The organism is Paenibacillus sp. FSL H7-0331, from assembly GCF_001956045.1.
The window spans coordinates 231,894-254,390 of record NZ_MRTH01000007.1; the positions used below are offsets into that span (position 1 = coordinate 231,894).

Sequence of the window (22,497 nt, forward strand, 5' to 3'; positions counted from 1 at the left end):
CGCGCCCCATTCTTTATATTATTATACTGTTTTCTTTTTTCTGACTAATTGCGTGTATATATTTAATAGTAAGCTTCCATAAGACTCCCCCAAGCCAAAACATTAACACACCAATCACAATAGAAATTGGCAAGAACTGCATTGGGCTTGGTGTAAATGCTCCCATTTCGATTGTTATTCCGGCAATATCATATCCCATAAGATACCCGACAAATTTAACAATTCCGCCTATCGGCGTAATAACTCCACCAATCATTAAAGCAATGGAAAGAGTACTGATGAACGGCAAAAGTAACATACCGTTGATGCCTGCAAAGCTGCTACAAAATGCAAATATTGCGCCGAATTTACGCCAACTAAATTTACTGTTCTTTGAAATGACTTCAACTAAGTATGCTTTCGCTAATTCTTTTGGGTTTCCTAACCGTTCGATGATTTGCTCAGAAGATACACCATTATTTTGCAATTCAAGCATTACACATTTGATTTCTTTTACAATGTCAATACGCTCGGAATCGGACATAGATTTCAAATACTTTTCAATTTTTATAAGATAGTCATTCATAATTTTATCCACAATTTAACTCCCCTTTATTTCTGTTATAGCCCTCTGTACTTTCTTGCCAAAATGAAAAAATATATTCTTATTTCAATAATCTTCTAATTGTACCTCCTGTATATATATCGTACAATTCAGTACCAACAACCGCCGAACGCAAGCAGAAACAGCGGGCAAGGTTACGCAATAGGGGCATCCCCCCTATGTATTGCGCGGGTTTTCCAGGCGCGTTTTGAGGGGGCAAGGTTTAAAAAGTTGCCGTCATAATTCCAAAAAGCCCCAAATTTATTTTTAAAAGTATGTTCGGGTTTTTAACCAGAAAGGCATATTTTTAACTGTAAAAACTATGACAAAATTTTTCCGTTTTTCCTACTTGCTAAATTCAGCAAGTAAAATATTTTTAAAAGGATTAGGACTGTTATCTCTACCCAAACTGTTCAAACTGACGACCAACGTATGATTGCCTCCAAGTGTACCTCCAGCAATCGTAGAAAACCCTAGAATGCCACCTGTGTGTCCCCATATCGAGACACCGTTTGGAAGCTTAGTTTCAGAGATTCCAAGACCATATCCATCGATTCCAGCTCTTCCTACAGGAACTGTTGTAAGCATTTCTTTTAGTTGCTGTCCCTTCAGTAATTTGCCACCGAGCAAGTAAGAGAAGAATTTATTTAAGTCGTCAGCATCAGAAATCATATCTCCAGCCGAGCTACCTGCACTTGGATTATAATAAGTAACGTCTTTTATCTCACTTGCTTCGTCTGGTTGGGAATATCCCCGAGCATGCTTGGTGCCTGGAATAACGCTTGAATTGCCAGGTAGGAATGTATCCTGCAATTCAAGCGGTTCAATAATCCGATTTTCAATCTCTTCCGCGTAGCTGTTTCCGGTTACTTTTTCAATAAGAATACCCAGTAATACGTATCCTGTGTTTGAATAAGACCAGCCCTTTCCTGGAACAAAGTCTGGGGGCAGAGAAATCCCCAACTTCACTATTTCTTCAGCCGTATACGTTTTTTTTGTATCCATAAAATCAGCGTCTTTGGATCTTGAGTATTCAGCGATACCACTTGTATGGTTCAATATCTGCCGGATGGTAATCTGTTCACCATTATATCCGTTTCCTTGAATGACACCAGGCAACCATTTTTCGATGGAGTCGTCTAGATTCAAGCGGTTCTCTCCAGCTAATTGAAGTACAACCGTTGCGGTGAACGTCTTCGTCACGCTGCCAATGCGAAACCGATAATCTGTTTCCATTGGTTTCTTGGTGCTCAGATTCGCTACCCCAGTGGCATAACCCCACTTTTTTCCACCCTCAAAAGTTTTAGCAAGTATCCCCGGGAATCCAAGTTGCAATGTATCCCGCATAGCTTGCTTGACGGAATTATGATCTTGTTGAGTGCTTGTTTGTAAAGAACTAGATACATTTTGAGTGGGCTCTGCTTTTACAATTGAGGTTGGCGATGTGTATAGCAGGGAACTTCCAGTTAATAGAAGGGCCAGACTTGCAAATGTAATTTGACTACGTATTTTCATAAGGCATTCATTCCTCTTCTCTATTAATATTGTAAGTTTGTTTTTCATATATACGTCATATCTGTTCCGCCTTTCACACCTACCTCCTGCATATACATCGAACAACACAGAACCTCAATTTCAGGAGTATATCAGCTAAAGTTGAGTAGTCTATTTATTCTTCAAATTAATTTTAAATACATCGCCCTCATTACCGCCAAAAACGATCATCCCACCTTCAGGTAGTACTACCGAATGATTGCTCGTTGCCTTTGAAAAGTTCACAACCATTCCATTCGCGTCATAAACGGCAAATCCCCCACTTACCGGAGTCTCAACGTTCATGACTCGATTGGCTGAGTTTTCATCAATTTTATACCATTTAGCCTGACCACCCGTTGGTATGGTGCAAAATGAATCATTCCCTGCATAAATGGGTTGAATCGCATCTTCACTTATATAGGATTCTCCATCGATCATTAATTGCTCTGTATGGTCCATGTTATAGAAATTCAAATCAAAGGCATCTCTTCCGCTAAAAATAGGAATATCAAATACATTTACTGCTTTATTCTTATCAACAATTTGAGTGCCGGATGCGTATCCATGGTTGACATCAACGGATAAATTTAAGGCCAAAAACGCTTTATTCATATACTTGAATGAAGTTATCTTTTCATCCAATGCGTAGTAATTTTTTCCATTTCTTTGTTCCCATACCGTTTGAGTTGACTGATTTAGAGGATTGGAATCTAACTTTTGATACTCATACGTTACCATAACCGTTTGACCTAATCCCGGAAAATTCAAATAATTGCTAAGTTTTAAATAGGTTTTTCCATTCTTCGGTTGGTCAAAGCTTATGGTTACATTCCCATCGTTGTTTTTGAATTGTCCTTTGCCTATATATACATATTTTTGAGGCGGTATCAATCCGCTTAGAGCGGGTAAATCAATCTCTCCGTTCTTGAAATCCAGATTTACCGTTTTACCTACGTTACCGTATAATCCAGAGTAAGCAAGCAAATCCGGCGGCATATCCACTTTCAATGGAGGTTCAAATGTTTTTTCAGGCAGGAGCTCTTTAATGATGCCTTTGACTCTTATATATTCCAATAAAACATTGGATGCAAAAATACCATTGTAGATAGATTTCCCTCCAGATGAAAGTATGGCTATAGAAATATCATGTTCGGGTAGAGTAGTCAAAACAGCGTGATACAGTTGCGTATCTCCACCTTTGGATAAAGCGGTTATTCCGTAATCACTAAACGGTTCTAAACGAACGGCATCCCAACCAAGACCATAATTAATGCTGTTTGTCTCTTCAGAAACCCACACTCCCTTTCTATACTCATGACTTTGCATAGCCTTTGCTGATTTCTCAGATAAAACATCCGTTCGATTTCCGATTAATACTTCAGCGAACTTACTTAATTCTTCGGCCGTGGAGTAGAGGCCTCCTGACCCAATGAGATTGACATTCTCAACGGGTAAAGCCTGATCTATCGCAGGAAAATAAGTTTTTGCGAGCTTGTCTCTATCAAATGAATCACGTGGTGTTTTAGTAGAGCTTAAATGAAGAGGCTTGCTAACAAAGGTTTCAATGAATTCGCTGTAACTTAACCCGCTTACTCGTTCGATCAAGATTTCAAGCAGTTGAAAACCATCGTTACAATATACCGAGGATTCGCCTGGGTTTGACTTTAACCTTTCTGATTGTAGTTTGACCAATAGTTCATCATGATTTTTCGTATCATTGTCATCGAGCAAAAAGCTATTCTCGTAGTGACTACCATAAAGTCCTGAAGAATGATTCATCAACATGCGCGGTGTAATCTTTGTGTATCGTTCATCTGCCATTTTAAAGTCCTTGATATACGTGGTTAGTGGTTTATCAATATCAATTTTATTAGAATCAGCTAGTATCATCGCTGCAGCAGTTACATACACTTTACTTACCGAGCCTATTCCAAACATCGTGTCTTTGGTTATCAGATTCTTGGTCGCTTTATCGTATACACCAGCGCTACCCGATAAAACAATGGATCCATGGTCCATAATTGCATACTGCAATCCACTTACACCATAATCGGACACGATCTTCGAAGCCAGCCCCTGTGCCTTTTCTTTTACAGTATCAGGATTCGTTTGAGCAAAAGCAGAGGTGACCGGTATTGCAATAAGCATAATGGTCATTAATATAGAAACCATCTTCTTCATTATTTGTTCCTCCTCGTATTCTATCTAGATTTTACTTGCTGAATTCATCATACAAGGAAGCGGGCTGTTATATTAAAAAATCACCCTGAAACGAAAAAAACAATCCCTAAACAACATGTTGCTCAGGGATTGTTGGTATGAAATGGGATTAGTACCATATTATTAAATAGTTTATGTTTCGTTTCAATGGTCATATGACCACCGTACCTGTCGCAGATTCTAGCTATGTTCGTTAATCCAATACCATGAAATTCCGGGTTTGATTTTTGGCTGTTTAAGTGGGCAACTTCATTTTCCATATGATTCATGATGTGAATGAGAAGGGTAGACTCGGTAGAATGTATTTTTATAAGAATGTACCTATCTTCTGCAATTTTTAACTTTTTAGATGCCTCTATTGCGTTATCTAGCATATTTCCAATGACAACACATAAGTCATAACGGTCAATATGGACTACTTGTGAACATAAGTTAATCTTTGTATCTATTCTTATGCCATTTGCTTGTCCAATACTAAGCGTATTAGTGACAAGGGCATCTATAACGAGATTCCCCGTATTAACCCGTTGATAGGCTCCTTCGACTTTATTTAATGTCGTCTTAATATGTTCCAGTGCAGTTGTTAACTCATTTCGCTTAATACACTCTTCAATATACAAAAACTGCTGATTCGTATCATGAATGATTCTTTTAATGGATTTGAAGCTGTGAACGACTTTTTCGTAATTCGCATCCTGATAGTCCATCTGATGTTGCAACTGAGTATTCTCATGCATGAATTGAAATTTATCAATGATCGTATCAAAAATATAGAAAATCATAACGTTTAAAAATAGTAATACAATGACGGATATGAAAGAATAGGCGTCCTTATAAGTTAGAATATTCAGTTGGTTTATACTTACGATAGGAATAACCGAAAAAAATAGGTAGTAACGATAATGCAAAGAGTAACTTCTACGTTTTGCAAGTAGTCGTATGATCTGAATGATAGCAAACATGATCATGCAACTGAGTAAAATAGCTTTCGTGTAGGCTATTTGATCATGTTCATTTACAGGGTCAAAGCTAAACTCAACTGAATATAGGGTATAAAAAATATAAAGGGATATAAAATTAACAAGAGATATTAAAACACCGTAAAACATAGAAAAAATGATCTTTTCTTTAATTTCTACTTGATAAGATTGAGCAAAACTAAATATCATGAGCAAGGGTAGAATCCAAGATAAAATAGGAGAGATGGGAATAACCAGATAGAGGTAATCAAGCAACCCAAAGATAAGGAAGTAAATGAATCGGTTATGTTTTTTAGCTGATTTATCAAATACCGAGTTGAAGAAAAAATTAATTTGAACGCCCATCACAAGTACAATGCTAAAGACAATAGGAAAATTATTTGGAATCATATCAAAGGACCTTCATAATCATAAATTTGGTGTAGACATCTTTAACCTCATTAATTTTAGAACGACCTATGGGTAATTCCATGCCATTGGACATGAGGACCACTCCGCTAGCAAATTTCTGCACATGAAGCAGATTAATAATAATAGAACGATGGATTTGCAAGAAGTTACAGTCTTTTAAGGCCAAAGCATAATCTGAAATGATGCCTTTGCTTTCATAGGTTTGATTAGAGGTAATAAAATGTAGTTTGCTTTTTATGGTTAAGCTTTTGGCAGCTTCAATACTAATGAGGTCATCATATTTTAAAACGACTTCTTCATAGGCTGACTTGATGACCATAAACTTTTTATCAAGTGCTTGAAAGAATTGGCATAGCTTGATCATTTTCTCCTCCAAGATCGAGGGGGCAATGGGTTTTATCAAATACTGGAATGTCATGACGTCAAAACTTTCCATCATATATTCAGGGTAGCTTGTCAGAAAAATTATTTGTTCATCCAGGTTATTTAACCCTCTTATTTTTCGGGCTGTTTGAATTCCGTTCATCCCACCCATTTCAATATCCAATATTAAAATATGGAATGGAGTTTCATGACGCTCATAATAGGATACCAACTGCTCTCCCGAACCGAATAATTCGATTTCAAATTCTATATTTGTCTTTATCGACAAAGTAATCAAGATGTTTTTAGCATGCTCTCTTTGTTTTTCCTCATCATCGCAAATAGCCACTCTATACATAAATGATATACCTCTCATTTCCAACACCTTTATTCTAAAACTCTATATAAGCATGATACAACCTTTTGACTTTGTATAGATAGCTTTTGGATGAAATGCAAATTAAAATCCCTCAACACCAAATGAACGAGCTTCTTTTTCGGAGATTCTTTGAAACTCCAGTATATTAATGAAATGCTTGGAATACCAGAGCTCCACATCCATAACATCCGGTTCCAAGGTATGAATGAAATTCATTTGGAAACGGCTCCTACAGCCTACAAACAGGCCTGCCCCATATGCTATTCGGAAGCGTTTGTCAAACGTAACGGCAGCAATAACCCGAGAAAAATCCGTCATTTGGCGGTCTTCGGAAAGAAGAGTTACCTGTGTGTGCCATCCATCCGAATGGTTTGTTCCTGTTGCCAGATTGGCTTCGTATGGACTTACGGTTTTGTAGGTCCCAAGCGCAGCGGTACAACTGCCTTTTTCGTTCCCAAAGTGTAGAACAAGCACTTGGCTCTACAGCAGCGCATAGTGCAAGGATGCAAGGGGCGCCATTAGAGTTTATACAACAATGGTTAGCAGCTTAAGGGGGATTTCATGATGCGGGTCATCAGGTCGTCGGTCTTGTGCGCTCAGACAATAGCGCTGCGAAACTAAAAGAGGCCGGGGCCGAAGTGCACCGCGGTGACATAAGAAATGTATTCCACGGATCTTTCGCCATATTAATCCAAATACAAGTATCGAGAATTAGATAACGCACAGCTAGCATCCCCTATTCTAATTTATTTGGCGTTATTATCCAATTGTATCACTCCCCCCTGATATTGAAGTCTTGCTCAGTTCACTTGCCGGTTTGCATGTATTCGTCTCACTTTGTAAAAGATGATAATCAAATAGATGCAAGTTAAAACTTTTTTGGGCTGCCCACACGTCTTACTTGTATACAGACATCAAGTAGTCAATAAAGAGAAAGGTATTGTTGATCATGCCCAACAGGAAAACCGAACAATTACTTACTCGTTGCATTACCGATCACAAGGAGAATGTATACCGACTGGCCTACAGCTATGTCAAGAATAAAGAGGATGCGCTCGATATTGTTCAAGACTCGATTTACAAAGCTTTGACGTCCATCGAGCTTCTCAACAAGCCTGAAGCCGTCAAGAGCTGGTTCTACAGAATTGTGGTCTACACCTCTTTAGATTTTCTGAGGAAACAAAAAAAGGTTCAAATCGTAGATGAAGAAACGATCGAATCCTACAGCCCTGGGACGGCAGACATTTATCCCGATGTTGATTTGGAACAAACGTTAGACAATCTTCCCCATAAGTATCGAAGTGTCATCGTGCTTAGATATTTTGAAGATTTAAAAATTGAGGAAGTCGCTGACATATTAAATGAAAACGTCAATACGATCAAAACCCGGCTCTATCAGGCTCTCCAAATATTGAGAGTCACTATGAATGACGAATCTGCCAAGGAGGTACAATAAATGGATACTCAATTCAAAAAGCTGCAGGATGAATACAAACAAGTCCCTATTCCTGAGGAACTGGACCTTATCGTCAACCGAGCCTTACGTAAAGGTAGAAAAAAACGGATTCCCACTAAATGGCTAGCTGGAGTTAGTGCGGCGGCGCTGCTTTTTGTTATCGGAATCAACACCAGCACGACGGTGGCGAATGCTTTTTCCGCAATACCCGGGGTCGAGAGTATAGTCAAGGTGCTCACTTTTAAAGAGTATAAGATTGACGAGCCCTACTATAATGCTGACGTCAAGGTCCCCGCCATTACTAATCTCGATAATAAAGCATTAGAGCTTGAGCTCAACGAAAAATATCTGAAGGAAAACAAACAGCTATATGATGAGTTTCAAGCTGAAATGGAGTCATTAAAGAAAAATGGAGACGGCCACTTAGGGTTAGATACGGGGTATGAGGTGAAAACGGACAACGATCAACTATTGTCTATCGGCAGATACGTAGTCAATACCGTAGGTTCATCTTCAACAACCATGAAATATGACACGATAGATAAGACGAATCAACTATTATTGAATCTACCGATGTTATTTAAAGATGATCGATATATGAATGTAATCAGTGATAATATCAAGGAACAAATGAAAGCACGGATGAAGGCAGATCCTAATAAGATCTATTGGATTTCAACTGAAAAAAATGACGTCCCCACAGAGGAATTTATGACCATTAAAAAGGATCAAAGCTTTTATATTAACAATGAGGGCAAATTGGTTATCTCCTTTGATAAATACGAGGTGGCTCCCGGCTACATGGGAATTACAGAATTCATCATTCCAACCGATGTGCTTGCTGACGTTCTGGTTAGTCATCATTATGTTAAATAAGTTATCCAATCCAAAATCTCTTGATGATATTGCCATCTTCCATCACAAATTCAGATTCAAACACGCCGCCGTGCTTCAGAATGGTCTTTTCCGAGCCGATGTTGTCTTTGTCACATACTAACAGCACCTTATCCAAGCCAATTATCTTCGTGATTTGTAAGGTTTGGGCCAATAGAGCACTCGCGTACCCTTTGCGTCTATAAGAGGGTCGTATTCCATAACCAATATGTCCGCCGCTGTTCATGAGCTTCAGATTCAATCGATGACGGATGTTCGCCGCGCCTACAAGCAGGTTGTCCTCATTCATCAGCCAGTAGGTCGAGTGAGGTACCCAATGGGGATTGGTTAACTTCTCCTCACTATCCTCTGAATATAAAGACTCCAGCATTGCCGTGAAATCGCTGGGGTCCTTTTCGACTACCCAAGGTACGATATCTTCACCGCTGCTTATCCAGTCGTCATAGAACGACAAGTAGGATTCACGGTATTCCATGGAAGGTTTAACTAGTCGAACGGTATGCATCGCAATCACTCCTGATCCATTTTTTTCAATCACATGATCAGCTTGCAAATTTGTTTCAGACTCCCCAGTTTAATATTGTTAGTCATAATCATTAAAAATGATTATCTGATAAAATTAACATTACCTTCACGAGTGATTAAGGTTAAATTAATTAACCACTGGTATTCTATCAATACCCCTCCTCTTACATTAATGGTCAGACCCACATCATGTATATGATGCGGGTCTGATTTGCGTTTATTACATTTGCCCTATATGTATGGCGTCACCAGCAGCTGCGTAAATCCCCCGATATAACGTTAAACCATCCGTCATGCCAACACCGTTATCGCTTACGGTAATTTCCGTTCCGTCCAACCTTTGTGTCACTCTTATTGTGACAATTCCGCCCTGGATATGATGTATGATACCATGTCAGCTCAAAGCTCGCACGTAAATATTGGGTAAAAGCCTCCAGACTGAGGCGTTCGCGGAACGAGCGATTCAGATCAGTCAAGGTTCGCACTCTGAATTTCAGCTCCAGCGCATCCATCGGTTTGGTAATAAAATCATTCGCACCGGAAGCTCTGATAATGAGAACCGATTGTAATCGAACGTGTCAGCTCATAGTTTACCCCCGCTTCGTCCATTCTCCTATAAATTCAGTATCCCTATAGGCAAAAAAGTTTTTCAAAATCTCTTCACGATCGTCCAGGAAAAGCTGGTCTGTCACGGTTGTTACGAGCTTCGGAATTCCATATCGCATACCTGAAAGTGCAGAGGCGGAAATCCCGCAGCTGATCAATGCCGAATAACTAAAAGTAAAAAGTCCGTCCAGTTGCTTTTGGCCCTCTTCAGTACGACTTAAGAAAGCGAACCCAGGGCTAAGGTAAGGATGCGCGTCGAGCACAGGATTGGCCAGCTCTTCCGGGGCCTTGTAGCGGTCGCCCCAACGGGCAATATGTGTTTCAATAAGTCTCAGCTCGGGACGCAAGGCGGGATCAGTGAGCAAACCTGTGCTGATAATCAGAAAATCAAAGTGGTATGTGCCTTGAGGCGTAGTCACCAATGCACCCTCACCAATAGCCTCAACATCAAGCCACGGCGCATTCAAATGAACATTAAAACCTGGCCATGAAGCCGCACGTTCAAACGTATCGTTGGTCGGCGGCTGGTTGTGTTTAAAGAAATGGGCAATAGCCGCATATTTATCAGCGTCTGACAAGGCTGGAAAATGCTCGATCATACCGGAAACCTCCATCTGGCGAATCGGGTTGATGCGAGGAATCTCCTTGCGGCGGACGAATACATGGGCCTCAGCTACACCTTCTGATAGAGCAAAATTGGCATTATCAAAGGCCGAAGCCCCACCACCCAAAACAGCCACCTTTTTGCCCTTAAGCGCTTCAAAGTCAATAGCCTCAGAGGTATGAGCGTAAAGATGCCTCGGTAAGTTGTCGGCAATCAGGGGAGGAACATGCCATTCGCCACCACCTTGAATCCCCGTGGCCAGAATGACCTTGCGCGCCAGCAATGGACTGGATGAGATACCCGCTCCCTCCACATGCAGTCCGTGGATGCCTCCTTCTGCAGGCTCAATCAACTTCAGCTTGACCTCATTGATGACGGGCAGATTGAGAATTTTCCGATACCAGCGCAAATAGTTCATCCAGTCGCCCCGCGGAATCTTGACCAATGCCTCCCAGCCTTCCAGCCCCACTTGCGCTTCCCACCACGAGCGGAATGTCAGAGAAGGAATTCCAAGATCAATAGAGGTCAGATGCTTAGGCGTGCGCAGTGTCACCATTCGGGCATAAGTTTCCCAAGGCCCTTCCAATCCTTCGGAGTTTTCGTCGATAACCAGAATATTGGATACTCGCTCACGCAAAAGGCCGAAGGCCGCACCTAATCCGCTTTGACCCCCGCCGACGATCACTACATCATATACATGTCCATCAGGATGGTTAAGCGGTCGTACCCAGTTCGGCCCGCCGTAAGCGAGATAGGAAAGATCCGTTTTTACCCGTTCGTTCAAAGCCTCTAAGCTCATCATTGATCATTCCTTTCTGTACGACCCGAATTAATTGTAAGGAAAATTGCCATAAAGAGATGTTCCATTCATTTATACACTTATATACGTTATGTTTCATGACATAAAAGTGCTCTTGCCCACATTTTATCGCTTCTAACCTGACATTTCAATTTGATCTACTGTTTATTGTAATTCGATCTAAATTTTAATGAGCTAATTGTTCAAAAAAACAAAGTAAACAAAAAGCCGAGTGCAAAATGCACCCGACCTCACGATCAACCCTATTTCTTCTCCTGTATCCAGCCATCTCCTGACCAGGTTCGGATTAGTATCCAATCATTCCAGCGTTCCAAGGTCTCAACCTCCTGCGGCTCCAATTGGCCGAGCAGCTCTGCCTCGTTCGCTTTGGGATATTTATAAATAGCTGTCTTTTCCTTCAGATTGATATGATTCGGATAACTCTCACTGTGTCCATGAAGATAAGCGGCTTGATTCAATCGAACCCATCTCGGACCGAGCCATGTTGGTATGCGGTACCAATCCCCCATGCGGGCATCCGATGTAACCCTTGCTTCCTTCAATTCCCCGCCAGTAGGAAACGAATCACTGGGGCGATTGTACAGCTGCACCGGCTCAAGCAGTTGAATGTTTTCCTCGACCTTTTCAATCGGGTAGCGCTCCCGCCACAGCTTGTATCCTTCTGAAGCCAGAAAAAGGCCGAGCGACTGATTTTTCTCCCATATGTCAGTAAATGTCCACAGGGGTAACTCGGTTTCTTCTTGATACGGTCCTAGTTCAGCGGTAAAACCGGGGCGCCCGAATTGCACAATAAACCAATCCGTGAAGCCGCCACCTGAAGGGTCCTTTTCCGGTTTGATTTGGCTGTATCCTGTCATGCCACTTATCGTATCGGCCATTTTCTTATCGCGCGCAACATATTCCGAAGCCGTATTGAAATGCCAATATAACACTTCGCCTGAGGTGTGATAGGAAAGGGCAATTTCCGGATCGCTCTCGTATGTAAATCGAATCATGCTGAGGGCTTCCGCTGTTTCCACCGGCTCTGAGCCCTTATAGTTTTTGAATGTCGGGTACTGGGGAGAATTACGAATGCCCGTCCACATCGCAGGATACTGACGGTTAATATCGATTCCTGTCGCATTTGCTTTCCAGCGTTTGAAATTAGTGCTGCCGCCGTTCATACTGAGCAGATAAGCATGGTACGATTCAGGAAAAGCATTCAGCCCTTCCTGCTGAAGTGCCACACCATCCGGATTGACCATCGGCACAAACCAGATCGAACACTGATCCAGCAATTGACGAACAGGATAATGTTCATATCTCATATTATGCTCATAGGCATACGCGTAACGGTCTATCATATATAGGATTAGATTTGTCCCCATCCATTCCCTGGCATGCTGAGACCCATCTATGAGGATAGAGGCATCCCCTTTCCCGAGTTTTACCGCCTTAATATCCCGGCCAAACCCTGTTGTCCCAATTGACTTCACCTCAATTAATTCAGGGTAAGCAGCTGCCAACTGGTCAATTTGTTGCGTCATCAATTCATACGTGTACACCTGATAGGGATCAACAATCTCCTTGCTGACCGATTGCGAATCCGAGGCTATTACTACATTCCCCATCATAAGTAGGATTGCTAGAATAGCTGCCAGCACTTGCAGCAGCTCTCTACTCTTTCTCTCTGTGCCCAAGTCTCTCTCTCCTATAATGTATGATTACTCTTCCAGAGGAAGAATTTACAAAAATGCTTAGTTATTTTAATATATATCCGACAAAAAAACCATATTTCCGACTGTATTTTTACAAGAAATCTTCAGGAAAATGGTATTTTTTTGATAGTTTTATTAAAATAAAAGCATTTAGAGAGGGCAGACTAGTGGCAACATTCAGAGCGAGAGCGAAAAGACTTCTTCATACCATGCTTTATCCTGCTTTATTCATACACCATTACCCAATACCTTTCATCGGGACTGCCTTTTTCAACAACCTTTTTCCAGCCATTATTTTCGTAGAACTGCATTGCCTTTTGATTTTTAGATACACATTTCAATGTTACTGGTTTATTCATTTTTTCTATGGCAGAATGAAGTAATTGACTACCAACTCCCTTTCCTGAACAATCAGGGTGAACAAATAAATTATGAATAAAATTATCCGGCAAGTACAAAGAAGTAAATCCCATAATACGGGCGTCTTCTTCTGCTAAAATCATATATTCTCCTTCAGTATGCTTATCAAAGTCGTCCAAGGTCATTTCTTCTTTATTAGCCCACTCAAAACTGTTACGACGTGAGTCAAGGTATATTTGTCTTAATTCTGGATAGTCGGATTCCCTTGCTACTCTAATTTTCAAAATTTCCACACTCTCTTTCTTCTAGAGGAGTTCATCCATTATAGTATATCCTAATAGGATACACGTCAGTATGGCATTATTTCCTCATAATCAGTCTTTACTTAAAGATAACTGAAGACAACAATGGAAAGGATGATAGATATGATGGGTAAGATTGTTGGAGGCTGGTTGGTTACAACGTTTGGCTATTTCCTTACGCTGTTTGCTATGGTTACACTGTATTCCATACTTTTCAAACAACCAGCTGATTACAATTGGGATCTTTCCGGCACTTTTATTGGTGTACCTTTGATAATCGTACCGTATCTGCTTGCAGGACTATATGTAAAAAGGTCTTTTGTCAAAAAACGCTCTGGAGCACTATGGGTCAGTATAATTCCTGTAATTAGTGAGCGTTTATTGATATACTTAATCGGTTATTTATTAATACTTGTTGGAGGCGATGGATCGATCAATGGTATTACAACAATGATGTTCATTCGTGGTGAAGCAGCACCTTACTATACGTATACTTATATGATCTGTGGTGTATTCAGCATTTGGGTTTGCATGATTACGGCTTCAACTCAACATAAGGCGGAGCTAGGACACTAAGTCATAAAATAAGCCTGGACAAGGGTACCTGCTGCATTGAACTCGTGCACGACCCAGCTATCCAGTAATAATGGAGGAATCTCAATGAGTCAACGTTATCGAATCACAAGAGCACTACAGGACAATGACAATTCAGCGAAAACCATAACATTAGAAGAGTGCAAAAAGTATTTTTCTTCTAAACCTGATTTTTCCTATACCTCCGTATTTACGGTGACAGGCTCTACCAGCATGTCCATTGAAGGGGAGTTTTTCATGTGGAGCTGCGGCGATGCAAAGATCCCATTTCGGTACTATCAAGGAGATATTTATGTATCTGGCACCAATGAAGCCGTAATTCCCAAAATGATTGAGGTTGCAGGCGAATTGGGTGCGGATGTGATGGAAGGATAAATTTAAATTCGAGTAAAGAAACGAAGTCGATTTATGAACGGATTTGCATGATTCATTTCTTTTATGGGAATCTTATGGATGAAATGGAGGCGATCTTGTTGAACAAAAGTCAACAAATAGCAAAAATACAACAATTGGCTGAAGGTAAAATCGCGTTTCAAGCCAATATAGACAAGCAGGCTTTTGTAAATAGTCAGGTACAAGAGGATCTCCCGGAAACGCCTAATCAAGACCAAGATAAGCGATAAGCGTTCCTCATTTCAATCCGTGTTCGTGCCATGACAAGAAGCCTTAATTCGGTGAATACCGGACTAAGGCTTCTTTGTTGCTTGGAAACTGGCTCATACTAGTAATTGTATTGCGATTACGAGCACGACGCCGTTCCATATTTAACAGATTGCTCTCTTCAGGCAAGATTGATCTCCCTAATCTTGTCAAGCGGCACCTTAGGCTTGCGCTCCTCGGTCAAGAGCCCATTCACCTCTTGCTGAACGTCGGTAATTTGCGTATAACAGTACCCTACGATGTAATCCGTCTGCTTGATAGCCTCGTGAATGCCGCGGAAGCGTTCAAGAAACACTTCTTCCGAACCAACCTGACCGCCGTAGCCCCAGCCTTTGTCAGACTTGAAGGCAATGCCGCCAAATTCGCTGACGATGATCGGCTGTCCCTTGTAGCTGTAGCCGTCGGCAAAAGCGTATTTCCATTGGTTGAAAGTCTTCTCGTTGTTCACGATTTCGTCCTTGTTCGCATAACGTTTAAGGAATCGCTCCTTAGTTTCCACGTAATCATGCAGCGTCAATATATCGGACACCGTATGCTCCCAGCCGTCGTTAGTTATGACCGGGCGATTCGGATCGAACGCCTTTGTTAAATAATAGATCGATTCGGTGAATTTCTGCTGCCTTTGATCCTTGAAAATGTTCATGATGCCCCACGATTCATTGAACGGAACCCACGTGATAATGGAAGGATGATTATACTGCTGGCGAACGACCTCCATCCACTCCAATGTAAAATTTTGAACCGCATTATCATTAAATTCGAAGGTCGCAGCCATCTCGGACCATACAAGCACGCCTTTGACATCGCACCAGTACAGGAACCGGGCGTCCTCCACCTTCATGTGCTTACGGACACCGTTATACCCCATCTGCAGAAGGAGATCGATATCCGCGATCAGTGCATCCTCGGAAGGAGGCGTCAAATGGCTGTCCGGCCAATAGCCTTGATCCAGCAGTAACCGCTGGTAGATCGGAACATTGTTAAGCAGTACCTTGTCCTTCTCAATGGATATTTTTCTCATGCCAAAATAAGAGTAGACATGGTCAATCACGACATCGTCACGGTACAGAATAAACTCAACATCGTACAGATTCGGACGACCTGGGGCCCAGTAGCAACGCTTCCACGGTCCGTTCATTTCGTGAACGAGATCGACCTCCAGCTGCAGCCAAGAGCGGTCAATCACCAAGCTTGCCTGCTTAACCTGACGGTCCTTCATCGTAATAATCGTTTCCAGCCGAAGCCTGCTGCCAGAGTGGACATCGCCTTTGACCTGGTACTCAAAGCGAACGGTTGCGGAATCGACATCCGGCGTGATTTTCACCGAATCGACGTATTCCCGATCTACATACTCCAGCCAAACGGTCTGCCATATACCCGTCGTCTGTACATAGAAGCATTCAAAGTTATCGTCCACCCAACGCTGCTTGCCACGGGGCTGGGTCGTGTCTATACTGTCTTCCACCTTGATCGTTAGCTCGTTGGAAGATCCGATGGTTACAAAAGGTGCGATATCGAAGGAAAATGCCGAATAACCACCTTGATGCCTTCCGACGTATTCACCGTTAATCCAAACTTTCGCAATATAATCAACCGCTTGAAAATGCAGGAGAATTCGCTTGCCGGCAGCTTCCAACGGGATGTGCAGCACTCTGTTATACCAGACGTAAGGATGGTGCGCTTCTTCACCGATGCCGCTTGCCGCCGTCTCGTAAGTGAAAGGAACGATAATCTTATCGTCCCCGCCGAAGCTTCGCTGCCACCCCTTGGATTCACCTTCATTGGCATCATCGAAACCGAAGCTCCACTCACCGTTCAGATCAATCCAGTTATCCCTGACAAACTGAGGTCTCGGATAATTTTTTACATATTTCTTTGTCGTCATTTCGTTCGTTTCGCTCCTCTGTTTATGCTAGTGGCAATCGCCATCCTGTTAGCGCGTTATTTCCAATACGTAGACGGATGATGCCCTTAGTTGACAGCTCACTTGACTTTGCGAAAATTGTAATTCATGGGATACGCAAACAAGGAGATCCGGATTGTGCACACTGTTGATGGATTCATAATCATTCGCTGTTAACTCAAATAAACGGGCTGTGCCTGAGTCTGTAAATCCGGCCAGCTGCACTTCGGTCAACGCAGCTTCGAGACTTCGGTTGACTATAAAGACGGTCAGCTTATCTCCATTAAGATTGATACAAGCCACGACGTCCAGATCCAGCAGGTGATCAAGCTGTGGTACAGCAGACACAAGACTATCCACTTTAAAAGTGCCGCATTCGGTATGACTGTTTACTACATGACCCAAGTCACGGTTTGCATACATTTTCATCGCATGATAAGTGGGTGTGCCATAGACAGTCAAAGACTTACCGCTCCAGCCTGTCGATTTACCGCGAAACTGATCCGCATAGAAGTCCCCCACCCGGATACATCCACCAAGCCAGCCATTGACAAGGTCGGAGAAGCTGCCAATCTCCACCAGGTCGCTGTTTCGAATAAACTCATTTAAATTCGCCGCATTGGCAACCGCAGCTTCCAGCGTGTGCTCATGGGGAAGACCCTTACGAATGGTATTCGGAGCATACATCGTATTATATTCAGTAATAGCCAATTTCAAATGGGAATACCGTTGATTGGAACTGAAGATTTCTCTTAATTGCTGTATAGATGCCCTTGTCCATTCCGGAAAGGAAACCATTGCCTTATAACGCTCATCCTTTGGCGTATGCTCATTCATCCCAAAACGCGAGTACCCATGATATAAATGCAAAGTCAAATAATCGATATGCTCTGCGGCTCTCTGTAAGAGAGTCTGGTTCCAATCCATTCGGACGTCTCCGCAAGCCAACAGCTTGATCCCATGATCAACAGCCTTCATGGCTTGGGCAAAGCAAGCATAACGTTCAGCAAACTGCTCAGCGCTGCAGTGTCCCACCTGCCAAGGCCCCCATACTTCGTTGCCAATCTCCCAATACCTCACACCATACGGCTCGATATGTCCGTTGGCCGCTCTTAAGCTTCCCATTGGCGTATCGGCAGCTCCGTTACAATATTCAACCCATTCAGCCGCTTCTGCAGGCGTACCCGAACCATCATTTACACAAATAAGCGGCTCCACATTCAAATCACGGCAAAACTGAATAAATTCATCCGTTCCAAAGTATTTATTCGTCCATCCGCCCCATGCTTCATTCACTACACAAGGGCGCTCATACACAGGGCCGATTGCCTGCTGCCAATGATAAGCACTAATATAATTCCCGGCAAGCCGCATCATACCGGCGTTTAAATCACGGGTCATATCTATAACTTCCTTACGAACATTGCCTACGCTGTCGGAAGGCAGCAGCGAAATATGATCCAGCCATAGCATTCCCGTGGATACGTGATCCAGCCATCGCTCATGTTCCGTTGGCACATATAATCTGAACTCTGCATGCTCGCAATCCCGCCTAACCGTGAGACGCGACTCATAATGCTCCCAGTTATGGCTTGCAATATCGATACGCGTCGAACCGAGCACTTCTCCGCTCATGGTATCCACAATCTCTGCAAGCACAAACCTGATTTCAACAGAGGCTCTTGCATACAGAGTCAAATCATAGCCATCCCCATCTTGTTTCACTGCAATGGTCTGGCTTATTCCTGCGTAACCATCATCATCGCTATACATTCGTACCAACTGACTATGACCCGAATGATGCTTGGCAGCAGGCTCAAGAGCATATAGGGTGCTTTTTCCATTTGTATAAGGACGCCAGCTGTCGGAAAGCCCCCTATAGGTACCATCCGCACTTTCAAAATCCATATCCTTCAACGGATAAGCCAGCATGGCATCCATATGATCACGAATATCTTCCACAAAATGTCCAAACATATAAGGATTAATTGTATCGCTGGTGACTTGATCAGCATTCACTTGTATCTTGGCTCTTGCAAGTACCATCCTCTCACAACTTCCTTCCATTTATTATCCTTTTAGAGAACCTATCATGACGCCCTTAACAAAATGCCGCTGCACAAAAGGATACATGATCAGCACGGGCAAGCTGGATATAATGATGACCACATATTTGATGCTTTCAGCCAGCAGCACCTTCGATTCGAGCCCCACATTACTGTCAACGGCATCCGCCTGACTGACCATAAGAATTTCTCGCAGCACAAGCTGCAGCGGGTACAATTCCTTGGTGCGAATATAGATCAACGCATTGAAGTATGAATTCCAGTGGCCAACAGCGTAAAACAGGACCATAACAGCTAATATCGGCTTGGAAAGCGGCAGGATGACATGTGTTAACAGCCTCCAATTCGAACAGCCATCGATATGTGCAGCTTCCTGCAGCTCCCACGGAATACTGGTTTGAAAATAGGTTCTCATTACAATTAAATTATAGGTGGCAATTGCACCCGGAATAATGAGCGCCCACATCGTATCTACCATTCCTAAATTTTTGACAATTAGATAGGATGGAATAAGTCCCCCGCTGAAAAACATCGTAAGTGTTACAAAAAACATAATGCCTCCCCGTCCGGGCAGGTCGGGTCTCGAAAGCGGGTAGGCAGCCAATGTAGTCATGAGAATATTGATCAGCGTACCTACAAACGTATACAAAATGCTTTTACTATAACCATTCCATATTTTTTCGTTGTGAAATACATTTTGATAGGCTTCAAAGGTAATCTGCTTGGGCAGCAGGTACACCTCGCCATTCAGTACCAATGCAGGATCACTAAAGGAAGCACTCACGATGAAAATTAACGGGTACAGCACGATGACTAAAATAAGTACGGCTAATGCATTTACAACGGCATTGAATATGGTTTCATCCGACAACGTTTTTTTCAATTTGTGCTCTTTCAACACATTGTCACTCCTCACCATAAGCTTGTCTCAGCCTTTTTACGGGCAAAGCGATTCACGAGCACCAGCAGCGTCAGGTTGACAATTGAATTAAACAAGCCAATCGCAGCCGTATAGCTGTACTCCCCCTTAAGAATACCTGCGGAGTAAACAAAGGTGGATATGACATCGCTCGATTCCAGGTTCAGATTGTTTTGCAGCAATAAAATTTTCTCAAAACCGACATTCATAAAATGTCCTACATCGAGAATAAGCAGGATGACGATAACGGGCAGTATACCTGGAATGGATACATGCCAAATGCGCTGCAATCGATTCGCTCCATCCATTTTGGCTGCTTCATACAGCTGCGGGTTGACTCCGCTAAGCGCCGCAATATAGATGATCGATTGCCAACCCATATTTTGCCATATATTAGAACCGATAAAGATTGGCTTGAACCAGGCAGCTATATCCAGAAATCGAACAGGCATCCCGCCAAATACTTGAATCACTGTATTAATAGGACCTCCACGCGGAGATAAAAACAACATCAGCATACCCGCCATGACGACGACCGAAATAAAATGAGGAATATAAGTAATGTTTTGAACAATCTTGCTGAATGCTTTGCTGCGGATTTCATTAATTAACAGCGCCAAAGCAATCGGAATAGGAAAAGCAAACAGCAGGGAAAACAAGTTAATCGAAATGGTGTTCCACAGCAGTCTCCAGAAATAATAAGATTCTACAAAGCGTTCAAAATGATCAAAGCCCACCCATGCACTGCCCAGGATCCCCTTGGCCGGACTAAAGTTTTTAAATGCAATTTGCAAACCATACAAAGGCCCGTAATGAAACACAAGGTACCATACGATAGGAACGAGCAGCATAAGGTAAAGATCGTATCGACTGGCTATTGATTTTAAGAGGCTGGAGCGCCTCGATTTGGATCGAGACGCAACGCCTGCAGTATTTGCTGTACTCTTCATCTGTAGCCCTCCAACCATCATGGTGTTCTTATTTTTGCTTTTTGAGGTTATCGTAAGCTTCCTGGTACAGCTTTTGCAGCTCTTCCACGTTCATTTTCTTCAAGGTGGTCTGGAATTCTCCCCACTTATCGAAGCTAAGGGCACCTGCAATAAACTTTGTGCTCTGCTCCTCGTAATATTTATCAATATCGTTACGCAGCACATTTATTTTTTGAGCCGTTGCTTCGTCGAACATGGGAGCTGCATAACGAACCTTAGGCATGAACGGATCGAGCTTCTTTTGAGCTTCCTGGACCTGCGGCGGATTGATGTAGGAAGCGACCTTGTCACTAATCAGATGCGGCGCCCCACCTCCGGCGTATGGAGTGATTTTGGATTGATTACCTGTCGCCAAAAAAGCATCGGTATAATAGGGAATGCCGTTCCGCAACTCATAATTTTCACCTTGACGGCCGAAGCGCAACAAAGTGGATCCTTCATCGCTATAGAAATAATCCACCCAGCGCATTGTGGCTTCCGGATTTTTGTTCACCGAGGTGATGGCAAAAGCTCCGAAATCCCTCGGTACCGGTTGTGCCAGCTGCAGCCTGTCGCCATGCGGTCCCTTGACCGGTGCTATGCCGATATATTGATCTGCAACTTTAGTATCCAGCATGGGATTATTCGTCTGATCAAAGAAGAAGCCGGTATTTCCTGACCCTTGCTTGGCCAGATATTGAGCTTCCTTATGAGTGAATAACTCCTGATCCAGCAGTTTTTCCGAATACAGCTTATTCAAGTACACCAGTAACTCCTTATTCCGATCGTTTCCCATCCAAATATTAACCTTGTCATTCTCCAAATTAATGTTATAACCCAACTGGAAATCCAAACCAAAAGATCCAGCCATTATGGGCACGATGCTCAAGCCGTTGCGCGCTGTCATCGGAATCTCGTCCTGCTTCCCGTTGCCGTTAGGATCTTTATCTCGAAAAGCTTTCAGCACCTCGTACAGATCATCAATCGTCTCAGGTTCCTTAAGGTTTAGTTTTTTCAGCCATGCTTGATTCATCCATCTCTTATCGGTTCTGGCTGCGTTGACGGTCACAATACCCGGTATGGCATATATATGGCCTTCAGGTGTTGTTATGGCTGGACGTATCTCGGGATACGTATCCATTAACTTTTTAAGGTTTGGGGCATAAGAATCAATCAACTTCTCGAGTGGGATTAATTGACCGCCTGAACCATAGCGAGTTGCCTCTAAAGGCGTAAAGCCTGAGCGGTACAACACATCAGGGAGTTCATTGGCGGCAAACAACAGGTTCTTTTTCTCAGCAAAACCGTCCGTCGGCGCCTCGATAAATTCCACCTGAATATTGCTCATTTTTTCATAATCCTGAAACACCGGCATTTCCTTAAAGGGCCCGTTGGTTGGCGCTATTCTCGTGAACATTTTCAGCTTAATCGATTCTTTGACAATTGGAAATCCGCTTGGACTTACCGTATTTGCCGATTCTGCCTTGGATTTATCATCATTTTTCTTATTCGTATTATCCGGGCTGCAGGCCGTAAGTGTTAAACCAGAAACTACTACAGTAGAAAGCAGTACCGTCCCCCAATTTCTCTTCATTCTTTCGTTCCCCCTATTTTAGTTATTCACCTTCACGCTAAGAAAGCGTTTTCTAAA

The 22,497-nt window shown here is 42.6% G+C and carries 21 protein-coding genes; 5 read left to right on the forward strand and 16 right to left on the reverse strand.

Annotation, left to right across the window (positions count from 1 at the left end):
* Window positions 1–13: 13 nt before the first annotated feature.
* From BK127_RS13010 to BK127_RS46070, 6 genes are all read right to left on the reverse strand, one after another.
* Window positions 14–577: a DUF1700 domain-containing protein gene (locus BK127_RS13010; protein ID WP_076230479.1), complete on the reverse strand. Its 564-nt coding sequence runs from the start codon at window positions 575–577 to the stop codon at window positions 14–16.
* A gap of 351 nt (window positions 578–928) precedes the next feature.
* A complete protein-coding gene (locus BK127_RS13015; RefSeq protein WP_076230680.1) occupies window positions 929–2,098 on the reverse strand; it encodes a serine hydrolase domain-containing protein in 1,170 nt (389 codons plus the stop codon).
* 150 nt (window positions 2,099–2,248) lie between these two features.
* Window positions 2,249–4,300, reverse strand: a complete 2,052-nt coding sequence (locus tag BK127_RS13020) for a serine hydrolase domain-containing protein (RefSeq protein WP_076230480.1) — start codon at window positions 4,298–4,300, stop codon at window positions 2,249–2,251.
* Between the two features lie 122 nt (window positions 4,301–4,422).
* Window positions 4,423–5,709 carry an ATP-binding protein gene (locus BK127_RS13025; RefSeq protein ID WP_076230481.1) on the reverse strand — a complete coding sequence of 429 codons (1,287 nt, stop codon included), beginning with the start codon at window positions 5,707–5,709 and terminating at the stop codon, window positions 4,423–4,425.
* 1 nt (window position 5,710) lies between these two features.
* Complete coding sequence (locus BK127_RS13030; protein ID WP_076230482.1) at window positions 5,711–6,451, reverse strand: LytR/AlgR family response regulator transcription factor; 741 nt, start codon at window positions 6,449–6,451, stop codon at window positions 5,711–5,713.
* 102 nt (window positions 6,452–6,553) lie between these two features.
* Window positions 6,554–6,946: a hypothetical protein gene (locus BK127_RS46070; protein WP_445667531.1), complete on the reverse strand. Its 393-nt coding sequence runs from the start codon at window positions 6,944–6,946 to the stop codon at window positions 6,554–6,556.
* A 475-nt stretch (window positions 6,947–7,421) separates the two neighbouring features.
* Here BK127_RS46070 and BK127_RS13040 point away from each other — a divergent pair, with 475 nt between their 5' ends.
* Together BK127_RS13040 and rsiV are read left to right on the forward strand one after the other, a co-directional pair.
* Window positions 7,422–7,928: an RNA polymerase sigma factor SigV gene (locus tag BK127_RS13040; protein ID WP_076230683.1), complete on the forward strand. Its 507-nt coding sequence runs from the start codon at window positions 7,422–7,424 to the stop codon at window positions 7,926–7,928.
* The gene (gene rsiV, locus BK127_RS13045) at window positions 7,929–8,804 is read left to right on the forward strand and encodes an anti-sigma-V factor RsiV (RefSeq protein ID WP_076230484.1); all 876 of its coding nucleotides are present in this window, start codon (window positions 7,929–7,931) and stop codon (window positions 8,802–8,804) included.
* Window position 8,805: 1 nt separating this feature from the next.
* Here the strand turns inward: rsiV and BK127_RS13050 are convergent, their stop codons facing one another.
* From BK127_RS13050 to BK127_RS13065, 5 genes are all read right to left on the reverse strand, one after another.
* The gene (locus BK127_RS13050; RefSeq protein WP_076230685.1) at window positions 8,806–9,327 is read right to left on the reverse strand and encodes a GNAT family N-acetyltransferase; all 522 of its coding nucleotides are present in this window, start codon (window positions 9,325–9,327) and stop codon (window positions 8,806–8,808) included.
* A gap of 240 nt (window positions 9,328–9,567) precedes the next feature.
* Window positions 9,568–9,696 (reverse strand): hypothetical protein, encoded by a 129-nt coding sequence (locus tag BK127_RS44760; RefSeq protein WP_256711287.1) that lies wholly within the window; start codon window positions 9,694–9,696, stop codon window positions 9,568–9,570.
* Between the two features lie 241 nt (window positions 9,697–9,937).
* Complete coding sequence (locus BK127_RS13055; protein WP_076230485.1) at window positions 9,938–11,356, reverse strand: NAD(P)-binding domain-containing protein; 1,419 nt, start codon at window positions 11,354–11,356, stop codon at window positions 9,938–9,940.
* A gap of 263 nt (window positions 11,357–11,619) precedes the next feature.
* Window positions 11,620–13,056 carry a M14 family zinc carboxypeptidase gene (locus BK127_RS13060; RefSeq protein ID WP_256711288.1) on the reverse strand — a complete coding sequence of 479 codons (1,437 nt, stop codon included), beginning with the start codon at window positions 13,054–13,056 and terminating at the stop codon, window positions 11,620–11,622.
* Between the two features lie 242 nt (window positions 13,057–13,298).
* Entirely contained in the window at window positions 13,299–13,718 is a 420-nt protein-coding gene (locus BK127_RS13065; RefSeq protein WP_076230688.1) for a GNAT family N-acetyltransferase, read from the reverse strand.
* A gap of 144 nt (window positions 13,719–13,862) precedes the next feature.
* On the opposite strand from BK127_RS13065, the gene BK127_RS13070 reads away from it, so the two are divergent.
* From BK127_RS13070 to BK127_RS43680, 3 genes are all read left to right on the forward strand, one after another.
* Window positions 13,863–14,312, forward strand: a complete 450-nt coding sequence (locus tag BK127_RS13070) for a hypothetical protein (protein WP_076230486.1) — start codon at window positions 13,863–13,865, stop codon at window positions 14,310–14,312.
* Between the two features lie 84 nt (window positions 14,313–14,396).
* Window positions 14,397–14,705 carry a hypothetical protein gene (locus BK127_RS13075; protein ID WP_076230487.1) on the forward strand — a complete coding sequence of 103 codons (309 nt, stop codon included), beginning with the start codon at window positions 14,397–14,399 and terminating at the stop codon, window positions 14,703–14,705.
* Between the two features lie 74 nt (window positions 14,706–14,779).
* Window positions 14,780–14,953, forward strand: coding sequence for a hypothetical protein (locus BK127_RS43680; RefSeq protein ID WP_179097466.1), 174 nt, complete (start codon window positions 14,780–14,782; stop codon window positions 14,951–14,953).
* 158 nt (window positions 14,954–15,111) lie between these two features.
* Here BK127_RS43680 and BK127_RS13080 read toward each other — a convergent pair whose 3' ends face one another.
* The 5 genes from BK127_RS13080 to BK127_RS13100 are packed head-to-tail and all read right to left on the reverse strand — an operon-like array spanning window position 15,112 to window position 22,440.
* Window positions 15,112–16,875 carry a glycoside hydrolase family 2 protein gene (locus BK127_RS13080; protein ID WP_076230488.1) on the reverse strand — a complete coding sequence of 588 codons (1,764 nt, stop codon included), beginning with the start codon at window positions 16,873–16,875 and terminating at the stop codon, window positions 15,112–15,114.
* Window positions 16,876–16,923: 48 nt separating this feature from the next.
* The gene (locus BK127_RS13085; RefSeq protein WP_076230489.1) at window positions 16,924–18,939 is read right to left on the reverse strand and encodes an alpha-L-arabinofuranosidase C-terminal domain-containing protein; all 2,016 of its coding nucleotides are present in this window, start codon (window positions 18,937–18,939) and stop codon (window positions 16,924–16,926) included.
* Window positions 18,940–18,963: 24 nt separating this feature from the next.
* Window positions 18,964–19,842: a carbohydrate ABC transporter permease gene (locus BK127_RS13090; protein ID WP_372237352.1), complete on the reverse strand. Its 879-nt coding sequence runs from the start codon at window positions 19,840–19,842 to the stop codon at window positions 18,964–18,966.
* A gap of 29 nt (window positions 19,843–19,871) precedes the next feature.
* A complete protein-coding gene (locus BK127_RS13095) occupies window positions 19,872–20,828 on the reverse strand; it encodes an ABC transporter permease (protein ID WP_076230491.1) in 957 nt (318 codons plus the stop codon).
* Window positions 20,829–20,856: 28 nt separating this feature from the next.
* Window positions 20,857–22,440 carry an extracellular solute-binding protein gene (locus BK127_RS13100; protein ID WP_076230493.1) on the reverse strand — a complete coding sequence of 528 codons (1,584 nt, stop codon included), beginning with the start codon at window positions 22,438–22,440 and terminating at the stop codon, window positions 20,857–20,859.
* Window positions 22,441–22,497 lie beyond the last annotated feature (57 nt).